General features: G+C 37.6%; 34 protein-coding genes. 33 read left to right on the plus strand and 1 reads right to left on the minus strand.

Going from position 1 to position 18,955, the window contains the following annotated elements; genetic code table 11:
- Positions 1-669 precede the first annotated feature (669 nt).
- Positions 670-720 (minus strand): Com family DNA-binding transcriptional regulator, encoded by a 51-nt coding sequence (locus LQ227_RS25635; RefSeq protein WP_371823055.1) that lies wholly within the window; start codon positions 718-720, stop codon positions 670-672.
- Positions 721-857: 137 nt separating this feature from the next.
- Between LQ227_RS25635 and LQ227_RS12210 the strand changes: the two genes are divergently transcribed.
- The 33 genes from LQ227_RS12210 (at position 858) to rplQ (ending at position 18,732) form a co-directional block, all read left to right on the plus strand.
- Entirely contained in the window at positions 858-1,451 is a 594-nt protein-coding gene (locus tag LQ227_RS12210; protein ID WP_230144616.1) for a hypothetical protein, read from the plus strand.
- 88 nt (positions 1,452-1,539) lie between these two features.
- Positions 1,540-1,767 carry a hypothetical protein gene (locus LQ227_RS12215; RefSeq protein WP_230144617.1) on the plus strand — a complete coding sequence of 76 codons (228 nt, stop codon included), beginning with the start codon at positions 1,540-1,542 and terminating at the stop codon, positions 1,765-1,767.
- Positions 1,768-2,188: 421 nt separating this feature from the next.
- The gene (locus LQ227_RS12220; RefSeq protein WP_230144618.1) at positions 2,189-3,022 is read left to right on the plus strand and encodes a sulfite exporter TauE/SafE family protein; all 834 of its coding nucleotides are present in this window, start codon (positions 2,189-2,191) and stop codon (positions 3,020-3,022) included.
- The gene (locus tag LQ227_RS12225; protein ID WP_230144619.1) at positions 3,022-3,417 is read left to right on the plus strand and encodes a DUF1634 domain-containing protein; all 396 of its coding nucleotides are present in this window, start codon (positions 3,022-3,024) and stop codon (positions 3,415-3,417) included. The genes LQ227_RS12220 and LQ227_RS12225 overlap by 1 nt, the downstream gene beginning before the upstream one ends.
- 172 nt (positions 3,418-3,589) lie before the next feature.
- A complete protein-coding gene (gene rplC / locus LQ227_RS12230; RefSeq protein ID WP_029278646.1) occupies positions 3,590-4,207 on the plus strand; it encodes a 50S ribosomal protein L3 in 618 nt (205 codons plus the stop codon).
- Between the two features lie 4 nt (positions 4,208-4,211).
- Complete coding sequence (gene rplD / locus LQ227_RS12235; protein WP_029278647.1) at positions 4,212-4,841, plus strand: 50S ribosomal protein L4; 630 nt, start codon at positions 4,212-4,214, stop codon at positions 4,839-4,841.
- A 1-nt stretch (position 4,842) separates the two neighbouring features.
- Complete coding sequence (gene rplW, locus LQ227_RS12240; protein ID WP_029278648.1) at positions 4,843-5,133, plus strand: 50S ribosomal protein L23; 291 nt, start codon at positions 4,843-4,845, stop codon at positions 5,131-5,133.
- Positions 5,134-5,153: 20 nt separating this feature from the next.
- Positions 5,154-5,978 (plus strand): 50S ribosomal protein L2, encoded by an 825-nt coding sequence (gene rplB / locus LQ227_RS12245; RefSeq protein ID WP_029278649.1) that lies wholly within the window; start codon positions 5,154-5,156, stop codon positions 5,976-5,978.
- The gene (gene rpsS, locus LQ227_RS12250) at positions 5,978-6,244 is read left to right on the plus strand and encodes a 30S ribosomal protein S19 (RefSeq protein ID WP_010599906.1); all 267 of its coding nucleotides are present in this window, start codon (positions 5,978-5,980) and stop codon (positions 6,242-6,244) included. Before rplB ends, rpsS begins: the two co-directional genes overlap by 1 nt.
- 7 nt (positions 6,245-6,251) lie before the next feature.
- Positions 6,252-6,614: a 50S ribosomal protein L22 gene (gene rplV / locus LQ227_RS12255; RefSeq protein ID WP_029278650.1), complete on the plus strand. Its 363-nt coding sequence runs from the start codon at positions 6,252-6,254 to the stop codon at positions 6,612-6,614.
- A gap of 9 nt (positions 6,615-6,623) precedes the next feature.
- A complete protein-coding gene (gene rpsC, locus LQ227_RS12260) occupies positions 6,624-7,490 on the plus strand; it encodes a 30S ribosomal protein S3 (protein WP_230149482.1) in 867 nt (288 codons plus the stop codon).
- Between the two features lie 40 nt (positions 7,491-7,530).
- Positions 7,531-7,953 carry a 50S ribosomal protein L16 gene (rplP, locus tag LQ227_RS12265; RefSeq protein ID WP_010599903.1) on the plus strand — a complete coding sequence of 141 codons (423 nt, stop codon included), beginning with the start codon at positions 7,531-7,533 and terminating at the stop codon, positions 7,951-7,953.
- Between the two features lie 73 nt (positions 7,954-8,026).
- A complete protein-coding gene (rpmC, locus tag LQ227_RS12270; RefSeq protein WP_025145217.1) occupies positions 8,027-8,239 on the plus strand; it encodes a 50S ribosomal protein L29 in 213 nt (70 codons plus the stop codon).
- Between the two features lie 13 nt (positions 8,240-8,252).
- Positions 8,253-8,507: a 30S ribosomal protein S17 gene (rpsQ, locus tag LQ227_RS12275; RefSeq protein WP_010599901.1), complete on the plus strand. Its 255-nt coding sequence runs from the start codon at positions 8,253-8,255 to the stop codon at positions 8,505-8,507.
- A gap of 1 nt (position 8,508) precedes the next feature.
- Positions 8,509-8,877, plus strand: coding sequence for a 50S ribosomal protein L14 (gene rplN / locus LQ227_RS12280; protein WP_010599900.1), 369 nt, complete (start codon positions 8,509-8,511; stop codon positions 8,875-8,877).
- A 1-nt stretch (position 8,878) separates the two neighbouring features.
- Positions 8,879-9,220: a 50S ribosomal protein L24 gene (gene rplX / locus LQ227_RS12285; RefSeq protein ID WP_029278653.1), complete on the plus strand. Its 342-nt coding sequence runs from the start codon at positions 8,879-8,881 to the stop codon at positions 9,218-9,220.
- Entirely contained in the window at positions 9,217-9,783 is a 567-nt protein-coding gene (gene rplE / locus LQ227_RS12290; RefSeq protein WP_086547740.1) for a 50S ribosomal protein L5, read from the plus strand. Before rplX ends, rplE begins: the two co-directional genes overlap by 4 nt.
- Positions 9,783-10,052, plus strand: coding sequence for a 30S ribosomal protein S14 (gene rpsN, locus LQ227_RS12295; protein ID WP_025145214.1), 270 nt, complete (start codon positions 9,783-9,785; stop codon positions 10,050-10,052). The genes rplE and rpsN overlap by 1 nt, the downstream gene beginning before the upstream one ends.
- A gap of 153 nt (positions 10,053-10,205) precedes the next feature.
- On the plus strand, positions 10,206-10,604 hold the full coding sequence (gene rpsH, locus LQ227_RS12300) for a 30S ribosomal protein S8 (protein WP_010599896.1): 399 nt from the start codon (positions 10,206-10,208) through the stop codon (positions 10,602-10,604).
- Between the two features lie 18 nt (positions 10,605-10,622).
- The gene (gene rplF, locus LQ227_RS12305) at positions 10,623-11,180 is read left to right on the plus strand and encodes a 50S ribosomal protein L6 (protein WP_029278654.1); all 558 of its coding nucleotides are present in this window, start codon (positions 10,623-10,625) and stop codon (positions 11,178-11,180) included.
- A 5-nt stretch (positions 11,181-11,185) separates the two neighbouring features.
- Positions 11,186-11,539, plus strand: a complete 354-nt coding sequence (gene rplR, locus LQ227_RS12310; RefSeq protein WP_029278655.1) for a 50S ribosomal protein L18 — start codon at positions 11,186-11,188, stop codon at positions 11,537-11,539.
- A gap of 17 nt (positions 11,540-11,556) precedes the next feature.
- Entirely contained in the window at positions 11,557-12,075 is a 519-nt protein-coding gene (rpsE, locus tag LQ227_RS12315; RefSeq protein ID WP_010599893.1) for a 30S ribosomal protein S5, read from the plus strand.
- Positions 12,076-12,079: 4 nt separating this feature from the next.
- On the plus strand, positions 12,080-12,259 hold the full coding sequence (gene rpmD, locus LQ227_RS12320) for a 50S ribosomal protein L30 (protein WP_010599892.1): 180 nt from the start codon (positions 12,080-12,082) through the stop codon (positions 12,257-12,259).
- Between the two features lie 104 nt (positions 12,260-12,363).
- Positions 12,364-12,810, plus strand: coding sequence for a 50S ribosomal protein L15 (gene rplO / locus LQ227_RS12325; RefSeq protein WP_025145210.1), 447 nt, complete (start codon positions 12,364-12,366; stop codon positions 12,808-12,810).
- 7 nt (positions 12,811-12,817) lie between these two features.
- Positions 12,818-14,158, plus strand: coding sequence for a preprotein translocase subunit SecY (gene secY / locus LQ227_RS12330; RefSeq protein WP_029278656.1), 1,341 nt, complete (start codon positions 12,818-12,820; stop codon positions 14,156-14,158).
- An 8-nt stretch (positions 14,159-14,166) separates the two neighbouring features.
- Positions 14,167-14,952 carry a type I methionyl aminopeptidase gene (gene map / locus LQ227_RS12335; RefSeq protein ID WP_230149484.1) on the plus strand — a complete coding sequence of 262 codons (786 nt, stop codon included), beginning with the start codon at positions 14,167-14,169 and terminating at the stop codon, positions 14,950-14,952.
- A 71-nt stretch (positions 14,953-15,023) separates the two neighbouring features.
- Positions 15,024-15,242, plus strand: a complete 219-nt coding sequence (gene infA, locus LQ227_RS12340) for a translation initiation factor IF-1 (protein WP_010599888.1) — start codon at positions 15,024-15,026, stop codon at positions 15,240-15,242.
- 1 nt (position 15,243) lies between these two features.
- Positions 15,244-15,360: a 50S ribosomal protein L36 gene (gene rpmJ, locus LQ227_RS12345; protein WP_010599887.1), complete on the plus strand. Its 117-nt coding sequence runs from the start codon at positions 15,244-15,246 to the stop codon at positions 15,358-15,360.
- 68 nt (positions 15,361-15,428) lie between these two features.
- Positions 15,429-15,806: a 30S ribosomal protein S13 gene (gene rpsM / locus LQ227_RS12350; protein WP_010599886.1), complete on the plus strand. Its 378-nt coding sequence runs from the start codon at positions 15,429-15,431 to the stop codon at positions 15,804-15,806.
- A gap of 152 nt (positions 15,807-15,958) precedes the next feature.
- Positions 15,959-16,348, plus strand: coding sequence for a 30S ribosomal protein S11 (gene rpsK / locus LQ227_RS12355; RefSeq protein WP_025145207.1), 390 nt, complete (start codon positions 15,959-15,961; stop codon positions 16,346-16,348).
- 61 nt (positions 16,349-16,409) lie between these two features.
- The gene (rpsD, locus tag LQ227_RS12360; RefSeq protein ID WP_029282720.1) at positions 16,410-17,018 is read left to right on the plus strand and encodes a 30S ribosomal protein S4; all 609 of its coding nucleotides are present in this window, start codon (positions 16,410-16,412) and stop codon (positions 17,016-17,018) included.
- Positions 17,019-17,103: 85 nt separating this feature from the next.
- Positions 17,104-18,096 (plus strand): DNA-directed RNA polymerase subunit alpha, encoded by a 993-nt coding sequence (locus tag LQ227_RS12365; RefSeq protein WP_025145205.1) that lies wholly within the window; start codon positions 17,104-17,106, stop codon positions 18,094-18,096.
- Between the two features lie 111 nt (positions 18,097-18,207).
- The gene (rplQ, locus tag LQ227_RS12370) at positions 18,208-18,732 is read left to right on the plus strand and encodes a 50S ribosomal protein L17 (protein WP_029278659.1); all 525 of its coding nucleotides are present in this window, start codon (positions 18,208-18,210) and stop codon (positions 18,730-18,732) included.
- The last annotated feature ends 223 nt before the right edge of the window (positions 18,733-18,955 follow it).

The following is an 18,955-nucleotide window of genomic DNA, read 5'->3' on the forward strand; positions in this document are numbered from 1 at the left end:
GTGCTACCGATGCTGTTTATGCCAAAGCATTAGAAATTTACAAATCTTTAAAATCGAACATTATTGAAATGGACGATTATAGGGAGCACGACCGTATTGTGGCCGATACACAGGCAGTAACACACATGGGATTCGAAAGCATGGGCTCGGCATGGAAAAATGCGGGTTTTTTCCCTTGGGATAATCCGGCATATGCGGGTGGAATCGATAATGTGAAAATTTTGACCACGCTGAGAATTTTTAGTTACAAATCTCATATTTATGCTGGTTTGGCCATTTTAAATCCTTATGCTCAGAAACAGGTAAAATATTATGCACAGGCCGAATCGGAACTGTTTAAGCTGATGATCTGCGAGAATGAGGCGGAGTTTAGGGAAAAGATTTATGCTGCACGCGATTTCGTTTTTCATGAAAGCCGTTCGCTTTTACTGTTGGATGATAACATCATGAAAGAATTCAGCCTATCGGATGCCAGCCATAAACAGAAACCAAATTCGCATTTAAGTTTGCTGAGCATGGTATATGCCTGGTATAAAATGGGTGTAAACCCTTATGATAACCTGATCTGCCAAACCCCACCTTTTAAATTGAGGCTGGGCATTGCCGAATATCTTTTCAAAAATGAAGCAATGTTAGAGGAATCGATTAATACTGCTTTATATGATAAATCTATCCGCGGAGATGATTTAGAATTCCACACCGCGGTGCACGAATGGGCATCGATTATTGGCTATGGCGATTTAAAAGGTTACAAAGAACATTTCGAAGCGGCCAAATCATTTTTCGCCAACCGTTTAAATGATGGAAGAGATTTAAGTGCGGAAATGATTAAGCGATTAGGCAAGTAGCTGCCAGGGATGAAGATCATTCTGAATAAACCTGAACTGGTTTCGTTGTTGCAACAACAATTAATAGAGATAGAAATACTTTGTGGGGAGTACGATAAAGGAACTGATGTTGTTATTCCATCCATTGCCGAAAAAATCGTCGTGTTTTTCCATAACTCCGATCAGGTAAAAGCATTGTTGAGTCAGCTTAAATTAAATCATCTCGATATGTATTGTAGTTCGGAGGCTTACAATTTTAAAAGCCTCACCAACTTTATCGGCTTATTGAAACTGGCACATCATGCCGGAAGAGGCTGGAGTTATTCGGCCAAATTAGACCGTTCTGCTTTAACAAGGGTATCGCAAGAAAACTGGTGGAACAATAAAAAAGTGATCGTTGATTCGGACGGGATTGCTTTTACGAGGGCTAAAATAATTAAATCGTTGGCTAGTTCCAGTTCATTGTTGCTTAATACTTCAGGCTGGACGGTTAAAGATGCCGGAGGAAACAAATCAACTATCGACCCAATACCCGAAACTGTTCGGCAAATTGCTTTCGAACTACTTGAAAGTTTTCGGGGTGTTGATTTAAATAAGGAAAGTAAGCTATATTATAAATTGTAATTAGGCTTGGCAACAATTTTACAATTAAACAGTTTTAATAGCTTAAACAATCAAACATTTCTCCCTATTATTTTTTAACTTTATTATTATGATAACTTTAACTGTAAATATTGACAATAAGAAATCAGAAAAAGCTGTTAAGGCTGTTTTAGATGCCTTGGGTTTAAATTATAATATTGATAAATCAGAGAGGTTAGTTGATGAAGCCCAGACCTTGGAGGAATATAATGCAGATCTTGAAGCTGGAAATTCAGAAATAGAACAGGGTGATTTTATTTCAGCAACCCAACTAAAAGCTGAAGCTAGTAAATGGTAGTTGTTTGGAGTAAAGGGGGCAAGGTTAGAATTAAAAAAAGTTTTTAACTATATTGCTTTAGATTCTTTAAAACACGCAATATTGGTTCGTGACGAAATTATTGATCTAACAATAGCCCTTAGTAAACATTCTGAAAAATATGCTCTTGATAAATATAAGATTGACAATGATGGTAGTTGGAGAGCCTTCGAAAAATACCATTACAGGGTGTCGTATAAAATCACTGCTACCCAAATACGAATAGTACGCTTACGCCATACAAGTAAAACCCCTTTGTATTATAAGTAAATTTAATCATTTGCTATCCTCTAACATCTTCCATTTTCCACCTCCCATCTTATATCATCCATATAACATATAGACTTTATTTTATTCCCTTAATTCTTCGTTTACCCAAAAAGAGTGCATTATATTTGCCCGCATGTCGGTATTGTTGTTTACCATTATCATTTTATTAGGTGCTTTTTTAGCCGGATTATTGGGTTCACTGACGGGCTTGGGTGGGGGAGTGATTATTATTCCATTACTCACTTTAGCACTAGGGGTTGATATCCATTATGCCATAGGCGCATCAATTGTTTCTGTTATCGCTACCTCTTCAGGTTCAGCAGCGGCTTATGTAAAAGAAGGCATTACCAATATCCGAATTGGGATGTTTTTAGAAATCGCTACCACAATTGGTGCGGTGTGCGGTGCAATTGTAGCCGTTTATCTCAATGCCAATTATATTGCTATTCTATTTGGCTGTATCCTGATTTTTTCGGCCATCATGACGCTAAAGAAAAAGGTAGATCATACTACTTTAGACCATACCGATAAATGGGCGAATTTTTTTAAACTCAATGGATCTTATCCGGATAAAGGTATAGATCATCCATATGCAGTAAAACATGTTCCCGGAGGTTTTTTAATGATGCTTTTTGCCGGAACATTATCAGGTTTGCTGGGTATAGGGAGTGGAGCATTAAAAGTAATCGCGATGGATAACATTATGCGTTTGCCTTTTAAGGTATCAACCACTACCAGTAATTTTATGATGGGTGTTACGGCAGCGGCGAGTGCGGTGGTTTATTTACATCGTGGTCAGATAGATCCGGGTATTGCCATGCCAGTCTGTATCGGCGTTTTAACAGGGGCAACAGTTGGCTCGAAAGTTTTGTTAAGAGCCAAAACGGATAAACTTAAAATTGTATTTGCCATTGTAGTTACCTTTTTGGCACTGCAAATGATATATAAAGGAATAAGCGGGTTATAATGGATACAGCCGGAAAAGAAAACCTAAACGATAAGGATATTCAGGTAATTTTGGGTACGCTTCTGCGTGCAGGTGTAATTATTTCGATGAGCATTGTATTAATAGGGGGTGCCATTTTCCTGATCCATAACAAAGGGGCAGTTACCGACTATAAAGTTTTTAAACCCGAGCTAAGCAAGTTTTCTTCTATAGTGGCCATATTTAAGGGGGTATCTACTTTTCAGGGAGATGCAATTGTGCAGTTTGGCATCCTGATGCTCATTTTTACGCCAATTGCACGTATTGTTTTTGCTATTTTCAGCTTTTTAATCGAACGCGATTACCTATATGTACTCATTGGATTTATCATTTTAGCGATCATAACCATCAGTTTAAATGGTGGTTTGGCACATTAACATCTCTTTTTTAGTTAAATCCCATCATATCAGCAATTTATTTGAAAAAATATTTGGCTAACTATTTGAAAATTAATATTTCTTGCCTATCTTTGCCGTCCCTTTCGGGGGATGTACAACCACCTTGAACGAAGCCCTACTGCTTCGATGGGTGTTAAAAAGAAAAGATAAAATGTCAGGAATTATTGGAAAAAAAGTAGGAATGACCAGTATCTTTGATGCCGAAGGAAGAAACATTCCTTGTACGGTAATCGAGGCTGGACCTTGTGTAGTTACACAGGTAAAAACCGAAGAAGTAGATGGTTATTCATCAATCCAGTTGGGTTACGATGAGAAAAAAGAGAAAAACACAACTCAACCATTGAAAGGCCATTTCGCGAAAGCAAACACAACTCCGAAACGCAAGCTGGTAGAATTTGATTCGTTTACAACTTCACTTAATTTAGGTGATGTGGTAACGGTTGATTCTTTCGCAGAAGGCGATTTTGTTGATGTTGTAGGTACCTCAAAAGGTAAAGGTTTTCAAGGTGTTGTAAAACGCCACGGATTTGCCGGTGTTGGTATGCAGACTCACGGTCAGCATAACCGTTTACGTGCCCCAGGTTCATTGGGAGCATCGTCATTCCCTTCACGTGTATTCAAAGGAATGCGCATGGCTGGAAGAACAGGTGGAGACAGGGTAAAAGTTCAGAACTTACAGGTTTTGAAAGTTTATGCTGAGCAAAACTTATTAGTAGTTAGTGGTTCCATTCCAGGAGCTAAAGGTTCTTACGTAATCTTAGACAAGTAATCAGATGGAAGTTAAAGTATTAAACATTTCAGGTAAAGAAACAGGTGCCAAGGTGCAACTTCCTGAATCGGTATTTGGTATCGAGCCTAACGACCACGCGATTTATTTAGATGTAAAACAGTATTTGGCTAACCAACGTCAAGGTACTCACAAATCTAAACAACGTAATGAGATTGCTGGTTCAACTCGTAAACTATACAAACAAAAAGGTACAGGTGGTGCCCGTGCTGGTAGCATTAAATCTCCGTTATTTAACGGTGGTGGTCGTGTTTTCGGTCCTCAGCCACGTGATTATAGCTTTAAATTGAACAAGAAATTAAAATCATTAGCACGTAAATCAGCTTTAGCTTATAAAGCAAAAGACAACAACGTGGTAGTTTTAGAAGATTTCAACTTCGATACAGCTAAAACTAAAAACTATACAAGTTTATTGGCTGCGTTAAACGTAGGTACTCAAAAAACTTTATTGGTTTTACCTGCGCAAAATAATAATATCTATTTATCAAGCAGAAACATTCAGAAAACTAAAGTAATCTCGGCAGCAGATTTAAATACTTATGATGTATTAAACGCTGGAGTACTTGTGTTAACTGCTGATTCTGTTAAAACTTTGGAGGAGGCGTTTGCCAAATAATATGGAAATTTTAAAAAAACCAATATTAACCGAAAAAGCTTCAGCTTTAACTGAGAAATCTAACCGTTTCACATTTAGCGTTAACCACAAGGCTAACAAAATCCAGATTAAACAAGCAATTGAGAAATTGTACGGTGTTACCATCGTTGCAGTTAACACAATGGTTGTTGATGGAAAAGCTAAATCTCGTTACACTAAAGCAGGTTTTGTATCTGGCCGTAGCCCGAAATACAAAAAAGCAATCGTAACGTTAAAAGACGGCGAAACAATAGATTATTACGCAACCCTTTAATTTAATAATTCATTATAACTATGGGCTTAAGAAAATTTAAACCAGTTACTCCAGGTACCCGCTTCAGAGTTGGTGCTAGTTTTACGGAGATTACAGCAACCAAGCCCGAAAAATCATTGGTTGTATCATCAAAAAAGTCTGGTGGACGTAACAACACAGGAAAAATGACTATGCGCTACATGGGCGGTGGTCACAAAAAATCATATCGTTTAATCGACTTCAAACGCGATAAATTCGATATTCCTGCAACAGTAGCTACTGTTGAATACGATCCAAACCGTACTGCCCGCATCGCATTATTACATTATGCAGATGGCGAGAAGCGTTATATCATCGCTCCTGAAGGATTGCAAGTTGGTTCGGTATTATTATCGGGCGACAAAGCAACACCAGAAGTAGGTAACACTTTAAAATTATCGAACATTCCATTAGGTTCTATCGTACACAACGTAGAGATCCATCCTGGAAAAGGAGCACAATTAGCTCGTAGTGCAGGTGCTTACGCACAATTAGCTGCCCGCGATGGTAAATATGCTACTTTAAAAATGCCTTCAGGCGAAACCCGTTTAATCTTGACTACTTGTCTTGCTACTATCGGTGCTGTATCTAACTCAGATCACGCAAACGAAGTATTAGGTAAAGCTGGTCGTAAACGTTGGTTGGGCCGTCGTCCGAGAACTAGACCGGTAGCGATGAACCCTGTCGATCACCCAATGGGTGGTGGTGAAGGTAGATCATCAGGTGGTCACCCACGTTCAAGAAATGGTGTTTTAGCTAAAGGCTTCAAAACCAGAGAACTTAAAAAATATTCTAATCGTTACATCATAGAGAGAAGGAAGAAATAATGGCTCGTTCGATAAAAAAAGGACCTTATATTGACCATAACGTAGAGAAAAAAGTAAACTCTATGAATGATTCAGGCAAAAAGTCTGTAATCAAAACTTGGTCTCGCAGATCAATGATATCACCAGATTTCGTGAATCATACATTTGCTGTACACAACGGAAATAAATTTATCCCTGTGTACGTAACAGAAAACATGGTTGGTCACAAGTTGGGAGAATTTGCTCCAACCAGAACATTCAGAGGACACGCTGAAAAGAAAAAATAATTAGACAATGGAAGCAATAGCAAAATTAAACAATTGTCCAACCTCACCGCGTAAGATGCGTTTGGTTGTAGATCTTATCAGAGGTGAACGTGTAGAAAAAGCATTAAGCATTTTAAAGTTTACCAATAAAGAAGCAGCAATAAGAGTTGAGAAATTATTATTATCTGCTATCAAAAACTGGGAATCTAAAAATGAAGGTGCTCGCCCTGAAGAAAACCAACTTTTTGTAAAAACAGTTATGGTTGATGGTGGCCGTCAGTTGAAACGCTTACGTCCAGCTCCTCAAGGCCGTGGATATAGAATTCGTAAGCGTTCTAACCACGTAACGCTGATTGTAGATAGTAAAAGTACAGAAACAACTCAAAACTAATTTTAGGAAATGGGACAAAAAGCAAATCCAATAGGTAACAGGTTAGGTATCATCAAAGGATGGGATTCTAACTGGTTCGGTGGCAACAACTACTCCGATAAATTAGTTGAAGATGAGAAAATAAGAAAATACCTTTCTGCCCGTATCGCTAAAGGCGGTGTTGCAAAAGTAGTAATCGAGCGTACGTTAAAACGTATCACGGTAACTATCCACACAGCTCGTCCAGGTATCGTAATCGGTAAAGCAGGTGCTGAGGTTGATAAAATTAAAGAAGAGTTAAAGAAATTAACTAAAAAGGAAATTCAAATTAACATCTTCGAAATTAAACGCCCAGAGCTTGATGCACAATTAGTTGCAGAAGGTGTTGCAAAACAATTAGAAGCAAGGATCTCATTCCGTAGAGCAATGAAATCTTCTATCGCATCAACCATGCGTATGGGTGCTGAAGGTATCAAAATCATGACTTCTGGTCGTTTAGGTGGTGCTGAGATGGCACGTACCGAGCAGTACAAAGAAGGAAGAGTGCCTTTGCATACATTCCGTGCTGATATCGACTACGCTTTAGCTGAAGCCTTAACTACTTATGGTAAAATAGGTGTTAAAGTTTGGATCTGTAAAGGTGAGGTTTATGGAAAACGTGATTTGTCTCCAAACATTGGTGCAACAAACAACGGTCCAAAAGGCGCATCAGATAAACCAGCTTTCGGTGGAAGAGATAACCGTGGTGGTGGAAGAGATAACCGTGGTGGTGGAAGAGATAACCGTGGCGGTGGTAACGACAGACGTGGTGGAAACCAAGGCGGTGGTCGTGGTCCGGGCCAAGGTGGTGCAAACAGAGGTGGTGGCGCAGGCGCTAACAGAGGTCCTCGTAAATAATTGATTTATTAACATCGTTTAACGATTAGAACAAAATAAAATGTTACAGCCAAAAAGAACGAAGTTCAGGAAGATGCAAAAAGGCAGAATGAAGGGTTTAGCTTCTCGTGGAGCTGAGTTAGCATTCGGATCTTTCGGTATCAAATCTCTAGAAGCTACTTGGATCACAAGTCGTCAGATAGAGGCTGCCCGTATTGCCGTAACTCGTTTCATGAAACGTGAAGGCCAAGTATGGATCAGGATCTTCCCGGACAAACCGGTAACTAAAAAACCTGCTGAGGTACGTATGGGTAAAGGTAAAGGTGCTCCTGAGTATTGGGTAGCAGTTGTAAGACCAGGACGCGTAATTTTCGAAGCTGAAGGTGTGCCTTTAGAAGTTGCTAAAGAAGCATTACGTTTAGCAGCTCAGAAATTACCGATCCAAACCAAATTCGTAGTACGTAGAGATTACGTAGAAGCATAGTAAAGTGTTGAGGTGAATGTTGTAAATACTTGTTTATTATAACCGCTACACTCAACGTAAAAGAAAAAGAAAAATGAAAAATTCAGAAATCACAGGGCTTTCAAAAGAAGAATTAGTAGCTAAGATTGCGGAAGAAAAAGAGAACTTATCAAAATTGAAGTTCGCTCACACTATTTCAGCTATCGAAAATCCTTCACGCATTGCAAAAGTAAGGAAAGACATAGCCCGTTTAAACACTGAGTTGACTAAAGTGAAAAACACTGAGTCAGCTACTGAAACTAAATAATTTGAGAGTCGACATGGAAAGACAATTAAGAAAAACAAGAACCGGGTTAGTGGTAAGCAACAAGATGGATAAATCTGTTGTAGTGAGTGTGGAACGTAAAGTAAAACACCCGATTTATGGTAAGTTCGTAAAGAAAACTACCAAATTTATGGCTCACGACGAGAAAAACGAATGCGGTATCGGTGATACAGTATTGATTATGGAAACTCGTCCTTTGAGTAAAAACAAGAACTGGAGATTGGTACAAATTTTAGAAAGAGCTAAATAAGATGGTACAACAGGAATCGAGATTAAACGTTGCTGATAACAGCGGCGCAAAAGAAGTATTAGTAATTCGCGTGCTAGGTGGAACCGGCAAACGTTATGCTTCAATTGGTGATAAAGTAGTTGTTACCGTAAAAAGCGCGTTACCTTCAGGTAACATTAAAAAAGGTACAGTTTCTAAAGCAGTTGTTGTAAGAACTAAAAAAGAAATCCGTCGTAAAGATGGTTCTTATATCCGTTTTGACGATAATGCTGCTGTATTATTGAACGCACAGGATGAGCCAAGAGGTACACGTATCTTTGGCCCGGTTGCGAGAGAACTACGTGAAAAACAATTCATGAAAATTGTATCATTAGCACCGGAGGTATTATAAAATGGGAAACAAAGTAAATACACCATCAAAACTTAAAATCCGCACAGGAGATTTAGTTAAAGTCATTGCTGGCGATTCAAAAGGTCAACAAGGAAAAGTACTTTCAGTACTTATAGATAAAAACAGAGCCATTGTGGAAGGCATTAACTTAGTATCTAAACATACTAAACCAAATGCTGCTAATCCTAACGGTGGTATTATTAAAAAAGAAGCTGCTCTTCACATTTCTAACTTGATGTTGGTTGATCCAAAATCTGGTAAAGCCACCCGCGTAGGTCGTAAACTTAACGCAGATGGTAAATTAGTTAGAGTTGCTAAAATTTCAGGAGAGGAGATTAAATAATGGCTACACCTAGATTAAAAAGCAAATACAAAGAAGAAGTTGTAAATGCACTAAAAGAAAAATTTCAGTACAAAACTGTAATGCAGGTTCCTAAATTGGAAAAAATCTGTATCAATCAGGGTGTTGGTCGTTTTTCTGTTACTGATAAGAAAATAATGGATACCACTATCGTTGAGTTGACTACCATTACTGGTCAGCAAGCGGTTCCGGCTAATTCAAAGAAAGATATCTCTAACTTTAAATTACGTAAAGGTATGCCAGTAGGTGTACGTGTTACGTTACGCGATAACAACATGTACGAGTTCTTAGATCGTTTGATCTCTGTAGCTTTGCCTCGTATCCGCGATTTCAAAGGTATTAATGATAAAGGATTTGATGGAAAAGGTAACTATACATTAGGTGTTACTGAGCAAATCATCTTCCCTGAGATTAATATCGATAAAATCAATAAAATTTTAGGTATGGATATAACTTTCGTAACTTCGGCAAAATCTGACGTTGAGGCGCTTGAGTTATTGAAACAATTCGGATTACCATTTAAAAATCAAAAAACAGCAGAATAATGGCAAAAGAAGGTGTAAAAGCACGCGAAGTTAAGCGCCAAAAATTGGTAGCTAGATACGCTGAAAAACGTGCAGTATTAAAAGCTGCAGGAGATTTCGAGGGTTTAGATAAATTACCTAAAAACTCATCTCCGGTACGTTTACACAACCGTTGTAAATTAACTGGTCGTCCTCGTGGATATATGCGTACCTTTGGTATTTCAAGGGTAACGTTCCGCCAGATGGCACTAGACGGTAAAATACCAGGTGTTAAAAAAGCATCTTGGTAATATAAAGTAGCTAGTACTGGGTATCAAGTATCGAGACCAATTGGTTTCTTGATACTTGATACTTATGTCTATAAACTCTAAAAAAGAATTTTAACCGGTAGCAGGTCCCACAGCTGGGTAGCAGAAGGAAACCACTATCAAAAACAATAAAAAATGAATACAGATCCAATAGCAGATTATTTAACAAGAGTAAGGAATGCCATTAAGGCCAACCACCGTGTTGTAGAAATTCCTGCATCAAACCTTAAAAAAGAAATTACTAAAGTTCTTTTTGACAAAGGTTACATCGCGAACTACAAGTTTGAAGATACTACAGTTCAAGGCACCATTAAAATTGCTTTGAAATACAATCCAATTACTAAAGTTCCTGCTATTCGTACATTAGTGCGAGTAAGTAAACCAGGTTTGAGAAACTATGCTGGTGTTGAAAATATGCCAAGAGTATTAAACGGTTTAGGTATCGCAATCTTATCTACTTCTAAAGGTGTAATGACCGATAAAGAAGCAGCCAAATTAAACATTGGTGGTGAGGTATTGTGTCACGTTTATTAATATTAGGAGAACAGCACAATGTCAAGAATAGGAAAAGCCCCAATTACAATCCCTGCAGGTGTTACAATTACCGTATCAAAAGATAACGTAGTAACTGTAAAAGGTCCTAAAGGTGAATTAACACAAGCAGTTGATACAGATATCACTGTAAGTCAAGAAGACGGAATTTTAACAGTTCAACGTCCTTCAGAACAAAAGAAACACAAAGCATTACACGGTTTATATCGCTCATTGCTTAACAACATGGTTGTTGGTGTTACAGAAGGTTATAAATTAACTCAAGAATTAGTAGGTGTTGGTTACCGTGCTACAAACCAAGGTAATACACTAGATCTAGTTTTAGGTTATTCTCACCACTATGTATTCCAGTTACCAGAAGAGATTAAAGTAACTACATCTTCAGAAAAAGGTCAAACGCCTAAAATCATTTTAGAAAGTATTGACAAACAATTGATCGGTCAGGTAGCAGCGAAAATCCGTTCGTTACGTGCACCAGAGCCATATAAAGGTAAAGGTATCAAGTTTGTAGGTGAAGTGTTAAGAAGAAAAGCAGGTAAATCAGCATCTAAAAAATAGTAATCATGGCAGGTAAAAAATTATCAAGAAGAGATCGTATTAAAAAAGGGATCAGAAAAAGACTTACCGGTTCGGAAGAACGTCCAAGGTTATCTGTATATAGAAGCAATAAAGGGATTTATGCGCAGGTAATTAACGATGTAACCGGTAAAACAATAGCATCAGCATCATCATTATCGAAAGATTTTACTGGTACTGGAAACAAAAGCGATCAGTCGGTAGCAGTAGGCAAATTAGTTGCCGAAAAAGCAATCGCTGCAGGTGTTAAAGAAGTTGTTTTCGATAGAAATGGCTATTTATACCACGGTCGTGTAAAATCGTTGGCAGAGGGTGCCCGCGAAGCTGGTTTAGTATTTTAATCTGAAGAAAAAGTAAGATGTCAACTATTAATATAAAAAGAGTAAAAACCACCGATATCGAATTAAAGGATCGTTTGGTTAGTATACAACGCGTTGCCAAAGTAACCAAAGGCGGCCGTACTTTCAGCTTCTCAGCAATTGTTGTTGTAGGTGATGAAAACGGTGTTGTTGGTTTCGGTTTAGGTAAAGCGAAAGAAGTAACTGAAGCAATCGCTAAAGGTGTGGATGATGCTAAAAAGAACTTGGTAAAAGTTCCAATTTTAAACGGTACTGTTCCTCACGAGCAAATCGGTAAATTCTCAGGTGGTTTTGTTTTAATCAAACCAGCTGCAGTAGGTACCGGAGTAATTGCTGGTGGTGCGATGCGTGCTGTATTAGAGAGTGCTGGCGTGCATAACGTATTGGCAAAATCTAAAGGATCATCTAACCCACACAACGTGGTAAAAGCAACTGTTGATGCATTAACTAAAATGCGTGATGCTTATACAGTAGCTCAAACTCGTGGTATAGATTTAAACAAAGTATTTAACGGATAATATCATGGCTAAGATCAAAATAACACAAGTAAAAAGCGTTATCGACAGAAGCGAGCGCCAAAAAAGAACCGTTCAGGCTTTGGGTTTATCTAAAATGAACCAAAGTGTTGAGGTTGAAGCTACTCCACAAATTATCGGTATGGTTCGCAAAGTGAACCATTTGGTAGCAATCGAAGCAATCTAGTAAAAGTTTTAAAGGTAGTATGGGTAAAAGCCTGTACTACCTTTATATATGTTTAATCGTTGTACCTGTTTAGTGAAAGCGAAGGGCAACACAAATTCAAAAAAATGAATTTAAGTAATTTAAAACCTGCAGTAGGTTCTACAAAAAACAGCAAAAGAATTGGTCGTGGTACAGGTTCTGGTCGTGGCGGTACTTCAACTCGTGGTCACAAAGGTGCGGGTTCTCGTTCAGGTCACAAAACCAAAATCGGTTTCGAAGGTGGTCAAATGCCTTTACAACGTCGTGTGCCTAAAGTTGGTTTCAAACCAATCAACCGTACAGAATATGTTGGTGTAAACTTAGATGTTTTACAAGCTTTAGCTGAAAAACACAGCTTAACAACTATCGATTTCGCTGCTTTACAAGCACATGGTTTAGCTTCTAAAAACGACTTGGTTAAAATTTTAGGTCGTGGTGAAGTTAAAGCAAAGCTAGAAATTACAGCACATGCGTTCTCTGCAACCGCACAAAAAGCTATTGAAGCTGCAGGTGGTTCTATTGTAAAATTGTAATTATTAAATGAAGAAGCTATTTACTACTTTAAGTAATATCTGGAAAATTCAGGAATTAAAAGAGCGTATATTGTTTACGCTCTTAATTCTTTTGGTATACCGTTTCGTATCTCACGTGGTTTTACCAGGTGTAGATCCAACTGCTTTAGGCAATAACGAAAAATCAGGAATTTTAGGCTTACTAGATATGTTTGCCGGAGGTTCTTTCTCTCGTGTGTCTATTTTAGCGTTGGGGGTAATGCCTTATATCTCTGCATCGATTGTGGTGCAACTATTGGGTATTGCTGTTCCTTCTTTCCAAAAAATGCAGAAAGAGGGCGAAAGTGGTAGAAAGAAAATGAACCAGATTACCCGTTACCTAACGGTAGCGATCACAATCGTTCAATCTGTTGGTTACGTTAAAACGCAAGTTCCCGCAGAAGCTATTTTATTGCCAAATACTTTATTCTTAGTGTTATCTACGTTTGTATTAACAGCAGGTACATTATTTGTAATGTGGTTAGGTGAAAAAATTACTGATAAAGGTATTGGGAACGGTACATCACTGATCATCATGGTTGGTATTATTGCCCGTTTACCAGTTGCAATTTCTCAAGAATTTAGTGCACGTGTAGGCTCATCTAGTGAAGGTGGAGGCCCGGTTGCATTGGTTTTAGAGATCGTTGCATTATTTGCTGTGGTAATGTTTACCATTTTAATTGTTCAAGGTGTACGTAAAGTACCTGTACAATACGCAAAGAAAATAGTTGGTAACCGCCAGTTTGGTGGTGTTCGTCAGTACATTCCTTTAAAGGTAAATGCTGCTGGTGTTATGCCGATCATTTTCGCTCAAGCGTTAATGTTTATTCCAGGTGCTTTAATGCAGTTTGTTCCTTCATTACAAGGTTCTTGGTTAATCCAGTTCAGCAACACAACTTCGTTGGCTTATAGCTTAACGTTCGCATTTTTAATTATCGCATTTACTTTCTTCTATACTGCAATTACAGTTAATCCAACTCAAATGAGCGACGATATGAAGAAAAACGGTGGTTTTATCCCAGGTGTTAAACCGGGTTTTGCAACATCAACTTTTATTGATGATGTAATTTCTAAAATCACTTTCCCAGGTGCAGTATTTTTAGCGATCATTGCTATTTTACCTTCGTTAGCGGTTAAGTTCGGCATTAAACAAGAGTTTGCGCACTTCTTCGGTGGTACTTCTTTATTGATTTTAGTTGGTGTTGTATTGGATACTTTACAGCAGATCGAAAGTTATTTATTGATGCGCCATTACGATGGTTTGATGAAAACGGGTAGAGTTACTGGCAGAACAGGTGTTCCTGCTGCAAGTAGCAACGCAGCGTTGTAGTGTAACGGATGTCTAAAATTTATTACAAATCTCTTGAGGAGATCGAGTTAATAAGAGAAAGTTCCATGCTTGTTTCTAAAACGTTGGCCGAAGTGGCCAAGGTGATAAAAGCAGGCATGACTACTATCCAGTTAGATAAACTAGCCTACGAATTTATAAGTGACCATGGAGCGATTCCGGCATTTTTAAATTATAATGGTTTCCCTAATTCTTTATGTATTTCGCCAAATGAACAGGTTGTTCATGGTTTTCCAAGCGAATACGTAATCCAGGAAGGCGATTTAATTTCAGTTGATTGTGGGGTGATTAAAAACAATTACTTTGGCGATTCGGCCTATACTTTCTCTATCGGAGAAATTGATGCTGAAAAACAGAAGTTGGTTGAGGTTACTAAACGTTGCCTGGAATTGGGTATAGAAAAAGCTGTTGTTGGTATGCGGATCGGTGATATCGGTTTCGCTGTTCAGCAGTATGCAGAAGCTAATGGATTTGGTGTAGTAAGAGAACTTGTTGGACACGGTGTTGGTGTAAAACTTCATGAAAAACCGGAAGTTCCGAATTATGGGAAACGTGGTGCAGGGCCAAAACTTGAAGAAGGAATGGTAATTGCGATAGAACCCATGATCAATGCAGGCGTAGCCGGTGTTAAATTCCATAACGATGGATGGACGGTAACCAGTAAAGACAATAAACCATCGGCACATTTTGAACACACAGTAGCCGTAAAAAAGGGCAAAGCAGATGTTTTATCAACGTTTTCTATAATAGAAGAAGTTTTACAACAAAAAAAATAAATAATTAAAATTTTTTATTTAATTTTGCAACCCTGTTTAGAAGCAGCTAATTAAGTAACAATCAATAAAATATGGCTAAACAAGCCTCAATTGAACAAGACGGAGTAATAAGAGAAGCATTATCCAATGCGATGTTCCGGGTAGAACTCGAGAACGGGCATGAGATTATTGCGCATATTTCAGGAAAGATGAGGATGCACTACATCAAAATTCTTCCTGGAGATAAAGTTAAATTGGAAATGTCTCCTTATGATTTAACAAAGGGACGCATTACTTATAGATACAAATAAAATGAAAGTTAGATCATCAATTAAAAAACGTAGCGCTGATTGTAAGATTATTCGCCGTAAAGGTAAACTTTACGTAATCAACAAGAAAAATCCTAAATACAAGCAACGTCAAGGGTAATTAAAAATATTGTAATGAACCGCACAACGGTGGCCCGCCGTTCGGAGTTACTCAAAAAATAAATAAATATGGCAAGGATTTCAGGTATTGATTTACCAAGAAACAAAAGAGGAGAGATCGGTTTAACGTATATCTACGGAATTGGCAGAACAACTGCACAACGTATATTAACTACAGCAGGTATCGACTTGAACAAAAAAGTACAAGACTGGTCTGATGATGAGTTATCAGCTATCCGTACAATGATTAACGATGAGATTAAAGTAGAAGGTGCTTTACGCTCAGAGGTTCAGTTAAACATCAAACGTTTAATGGATATTGGTTGTTACCGTGGTTTACGTCACAGAAAAGGTTTACCTTCTCGTGGTCAGCGTACTAAAAACAACTCACGTACTCGTAAGGGTAAGAGAAAAACAGTTGCTAACAAGAAAAAAGCTACTAAGTAATAGATAGATATGAAGTATGAGATTTTAGATGTGAGCACCATATCTTTAAAATCTGCTCAAATCTGGAATAAAAGATAAAAAGTAGGATACTGAGTGTCGGGGTAGAGAAAGTCTCATATCTCAAGTCTCATATCTAAAATCTAAAAGATAAAATGGCTAAGAGTAAAAAAGTAACAAAAAAACGTATCGTTGTAATTGAGTCTGTTGGTCAGGCGCATATCAATGCTACTTTCAACAACATTATCGTTACCTTAACAAACAACAACGGACAGACTATTTCGTGGTCTTCTGCTGGTAAAATGGGCTTTAAAGGTTCTAAAAAGAACACACCATATGCAGCTGGTCAAGCAGCTTCAGATTGTGGTAAAGTTGCGTTTGATTTAGGTTTACGTAAAGTTGAAGTATTTGTAAAAGGTCCAGGTTCAGGTCGTGAATCTGCAATCAGAACTTTGCAAGTAGCAGGTATCGAAGTAACATCTATTAAAGATATTACTCCACTTCCTCACAACGGATGTCGTCCTCCTAAAAAGAGAAGAGTTTAATTAATTTTAAAGCTAAGAATCTCAGGTTACAGGCCTGACGGTACTTTAAAACAGAAAAAAAATGGCAAGATATACAGGCCCAAAATCAAAAATCGCCCGTAAATTCAGAGAACCAATCTTCGGTCCTGATAAGGTGTTAGACAGAAAAAATTATCCTCCTGGGCAACATGGCTCATCCAAAAGAAGAGGAAAACAATCTGAATATGCTATCCAGTTAATGGAGAAACAAAAAGTAAAATATACTTATGGTGTATTAGAAAAACAATTCAGTAACTTGTTTAAAAAAGCATCTTCTCGTGCAGGTATTACCGGTGATAACTTACTTCAGTTATTAGAAGCACGTTTAGATAATACAGTTTACCGTTTAGGTATTTCAACAACCCGTTCTGGTGCACGCCAGTTAGTTAGCCATAAACACGTTACCGTGAATGGTGAAGTTGTAAATATCCCTTCATATCAGTTAAAAGCTGGTGATGTGGTTGCTGTTCGTGAAAAATCTAAATCTTTAGAATCAATTAGTAACTCAGTTGCAGGTAGAACTATTAATAAGTTTGCTTGGTTAGAGTGGAACGCTAGTGAATTAACTGGTAAATTCTTAACCTACCCTCAACGTGATGAGATTCCTGAAAACATCAAGGAAAACTTAATCATCGAGTTGTACTCAAAGTAATAAATGAACTAGTTAATTACCTCAAAAGGGTAATTAACTTTTTTCATGTTACTATATATTCAATAACGAATTTAAAAAATTATAAATGGCAATTTTAGCATTTCAGAAACCAGACAAAGTGATCATGCAGAAATCAACTGATTTCGATGGCACATTTGAATTTCGTCCTTTAGAGCCCGGTTTCGGTGTAACAATTGGTAATGCCTTAAGAAGAATTTTACTTTCTTCATTAGAAGGTTATGCTATTACTACTATTCGTTTTTCAGGCGTATCTCACGAGTTTTCTACCATGAAAGGTGTTGTAGAAGATTTAACTGATATTATCTTAAACTTAAAACAAGTTCGTTTTAAGAAAACAGGTGATTCAGGTGATTCTGAAAAAGTTTTCATCATCGTTAATGGTCAAGATCAGTTTAAAGCTGGTGATATCACTAAATTCTCTAACAACTTTACAGTTTTAAACCCTGAGCATGTAATTTGCAATATGGATAAATCTGTTACTTTGGAAGTGGAATTAACCATCAATAAAGGACGTGGTTATGTACCTGCTGAAGAAAATAAAGTTGCTGATGCTGTTGTAGGTGTAATCGCAATCGATTCGATTTATACTCCGATGAAAAATGTTAAATACACGATCGAAAACTTTCGTGTTGAGCAAAAAACGGATTATGAAAAATTGGTTTTAGATATCTCTACTGACGGTTCAATTCATCCAGAAGAAGCATTAAAAGAAGCGGCTAAAATCCTTATCCAACACTTTATGTTATTCTCTGATGAGAATCTAGTATTAGAATCTCAAGCTAAAGAAGAAACTAAAGAAGTTGATGAGGAAATTTTACACATGCGTAAAATCCTTAAAACTGAATTGGTAGATATGGATCTTTCAGTTAGAGCATTAAACTGCTTAAAAGCTGCTGATATCCGTACTTTAGCTGATTTAGTTTCTTACGATGTTGCTGATATGTTAAAATTCAGAAACTTCGGTAAAAAATCTTTAACAGAGATCCAAGAATTAGTAAAATCAAAAGGTTTATCATTTGGTATGAACCTGTCTAAATTTAAATTAGACGAAGAATAAAAAGCATGGCGCCATGCGCTTAGCGCAAAGCGTTGAACAAAATATTATTTCACAGTGTATAATTCCCTCAGCTTAATTGCAACGAGACGGTATACACTCAATTAAAAAACAATGAGACACGGTAAAAAAGTAAACCACTTAGGTAGAACCGCAAGCCACAGAAAGGCGATGTTAGCTAACATGGCTTCATCACTTATTTTGCACAAAAGAATTACAACAACTTTAGCTAAAGCTAAAGCTTTACGTACTTATGTTGAGCCAATTATCACTAAATCAAAAAATGATACTACTCACTCACGTCGTACAGTATTTGCTTATTTACAAGATAAAGAAGTAGTAACAATTTTATTCCGCGAAATTGCTGAGAAAGTTGCAAACCGTCCAGGTGGTTACACTCGTATCATTAAATTAAACAACCGTTTAGGTGATAACGCTGAAATGGCTTTAATTGAATTGGTAGACTACAATACAGTTTACGGTAAAGATGCAGAGGTTAAAGAAGAGAAGAAAACAACTCGTCGTGGTAGAAGTAAAGCTACTGCTGCACCTAAAGCTGCTGAAGCGAAAGCCGAAGTTGCCGAAGAAGTTGCTCCTGCTGAAGAAGCTCCTGCTACTGAAGAACCAAAAGGAGAATAATTTTATTCACCTTAAGATCGAAAAAGTCCTGTTCGAAAGAGCAGGACTTTTTTTGTGCCGTTTTGTACTGTCAGATGTTATTCTGTGACGTCGGATGTTACCATCTGACGGTTTGTTAAAAATAAATTAGAACTTAAAGAATTTCTTCTACGTGTCAGATGGCAACATCTGACACCACTATCAATCTATGGCATAACTCCATAGGCACGTGATAGCCACTGAT

Source organism: Pedobacter sp. Bi27 (genome assembly GCF_918698255.1).
Lineage (GTDB): Bacteria > Bacteroidota > Bacteroidia > Sphingobacteriales > Sphingobacteriaceae > Pedobacter.

What these genes read in the sequence shown, in the direction of transcription:
- LQ227_RS12210 (WP_230144616.1), top strand. Translation starts at nt 858, where the DNA reads ATGAAGATCATTCTGAATAAACCTGAACTGGTTTCGTTGTTGCAACAA.
- LQ227_RS12215 (WP_230144617.1), top strand. Translation starts at nt 1,540, where the DNA reads ATGATAACTTTAACTGTAAATATTGACAATAAGAAATCAGAAAAAGCT.
- LQ227_RS12220 (WP_230144618.1), top strand. Translation starts at nt 2,189, where the DNA reads ATGTCGGTATTGTTGTTTACCATTATCATTTTATTAGGTGCTTTTTTA.
- LQ227_RS12225 (WP_230144619.1), top strand. Translation starts at nt 3,022, where the DNA reads ATGGATACAGCCGGAAAAGAAAACCTAAACGATAAGGATATTCAGGTA.
- rplC (WP_029278646.1), top strand. Translation starts at nt 3,590, where the DNA reads ATGTCAGGAATTATTGGAAAAAAAGTAGGAATGACCAGTATCTTTGAT.
- rplD (WP_029278647.1), top strand. Translation starts at nt 4,212, where the DNA reads ATGGAAGTTAAAGTATTAAACATTTCAGGTAAAGAAACAGGTGCCAAG.
- rplW (WP_029278648.1), top strand. Translation starts at nt 4,843, where the DNA reads ATGGAAATTTTAAAAAAACCAATATTAACCGAAAAAGCTTCAGCTTTA.
- rplB (WP_029278649.1), top strand. Translation starts at nt 5,154, where the DNA reads ATGGGCTTAAGAAAATTTAAACCAGTTACTCCAGGTACCCGCTTCAGA.
- rpsS (WP_010599906.1), top strand. Translation starts at nt 5,978, where the DNA reads ATGGCTCGTTCGATAAAAAAAGGACCTTATATTGACCATAACGTAGAG.
- rplV (WP_029278650.1), top strand. Translation starts at nt 6,252, where the DNA reads ATGGAAGCAATAGCAAAATTAAACAATTGTCCAACCTCACCGCGTAAG.
- rpsC (WP_230149482.1), top strand. Translation starts at nt 6,624, where the DNA reads ATGGGACAAAAAGCAAATCCAATAGGTAACAGGTTAGGTATCATCAAA.
- rplP (WP_010599903.1), top strand. Translation starts at nt 7,531, where the DNA reads ATGTTACAGCCAAAAAGAACGAAGTTCAGGAAGATGCAAAAAGGCAGA.
- rpmC (WP_025145217.1), top strand. Translation starts at nt 8,027, where the DNA reads ATGAAAAATTCAGAAATCACAGGGCTTTCAAAAGAAGAATTAGTAGCT.
- rpsQ (WP_010599901.1), top strand. Translation starts at nt 8,253, where the DNA reads ATGGAAAGACAATTAAGAAAAACAAGAACCGGGTTAGTGGTAAGCAAC.
- rplN (WP_010599900.1), top strand. Translation starts at nt 8,509, where the DNA reads ATGGTACAACAGGAATCGAGATTAAACGTTGCTGATAACAGCGGCGCA.
- rplX (WP_029278653.1), top strand. Translation starts at nt 8,879, where the DNA reads ATGGGAAACAAAGTAAATACACCATCAAAACTTAAAATCCGCACAGGA.
- rpsN (WP_025145214.1), top strand. Translation starts at nt 9,783, where the DNA reads ATGGCAAAAGAAGGTGTAAAAGCACGCGAAGTTAAGCGCCAAAAATTG.
- rpsH (WP_010599896.1), top strand. Translation starts at nt 10,206, where the DNA reads ATGAATACAGATCCAATAGCAGATTATTTAACAAGAGTAAGGAATGCC.
- rplF (WP_029278654.1), top strand. Translation starts at nt 10,623, where the DNA reads ATGTCAAGAATAGGAAAAGCCCCAATTACAATCCCTGCAGGTGTTACA.
- rplR (WP_029278655.1), top strand. Translation starts at nt 11,186, where the DNA reads ATGGCAGGTAAAAAATTATCAAGAAGAGATCGTATTAAAAAAGGGATC.
- rpsE (WP_010599893.1), top strand. Translation starts at nt 11,557, where the DNA reads ATGTCAACTATTAATATAAAAAGAGTAAAAACCACCGATATCGAATTA.
- rpmD (WP_010599892.1), top strand. Translation starts at nt 12,080, where the DNA reads ATGGCTAAGATCAAAATAACACAAGTAAAAAGCGTTATCGACAGAAGC.
- rplO (WP_025145210.1), top strand. Translation starts at nt 12,364, where the DNA reads ATGAATTTAAGTAATTTAAAACCTGCAGTAGGTTCTACAAAAAACAGC.
- secY (WP_029278656.1), top strand. Translation starts at nt 12,818, where the DNA reads ATGAAGAAGCTATTTACTACTTTAAGTAATATCTGGAAAATTCAGGAA.
- map (WP_230149484.1), top strand. Translation starts at nt 14,167, where the DNA reads ATGTCTAAAATTTATTACAAATCTCTTGAGGAGATCGAGTTAATAAGA.
- infA (WP_010599888.1), top strand. Translation starts at nt 15,024, where the DNA reads ATGGCTAAACAAGCCTCAATTGAACAAGACGGAGTAATAAGAGAAGCA.
- rpmJ (WP_010599887.1), top strand. Translation starts at nt 15,244, where the DNA reads ATGAAAGTTAGATCATCAATTAAAAAACGTAGCGCTGATTGTAAGATT.
- rpsM (WP_010599886.1), top strand. Translation starts at nt 15,429, where the DNA reads ATGGCAAGGATTTCAGGTATTGATTTACCAAGAAACAAAAGAGGAGAG.
- rpsK (WP_025145207.1), top strand. Translation starts at nt 15,959, where the DNA reads ATGGCTAAGAGTAAAAAAGTAACAAAAAAACGTATCGTTGTAATTGAG.
- rpsD (WP_029282720.1), top strand. Translation starts at nt 16,410, where the DNA reads ATGGCAAGATATACAGGCCCAAAATCAAAAATCGCCCGTAAATTCAGA.
- LQ227_RS12365 (WP_025145205.1), top strand. Translation starts at nt 17,104, where the DNA reads ATGGCAATTTTAGCATTTCAGAAACCAGACAAAGTGATCATGCAGAAA.
- rplQ (WP_029278659.1), top strand. Translation starts at nt 18,208, where the DNA reads ATGAGACACGGTAAAAAAGTAAACCACTTAGGTAGAACCGCAAGCCAC.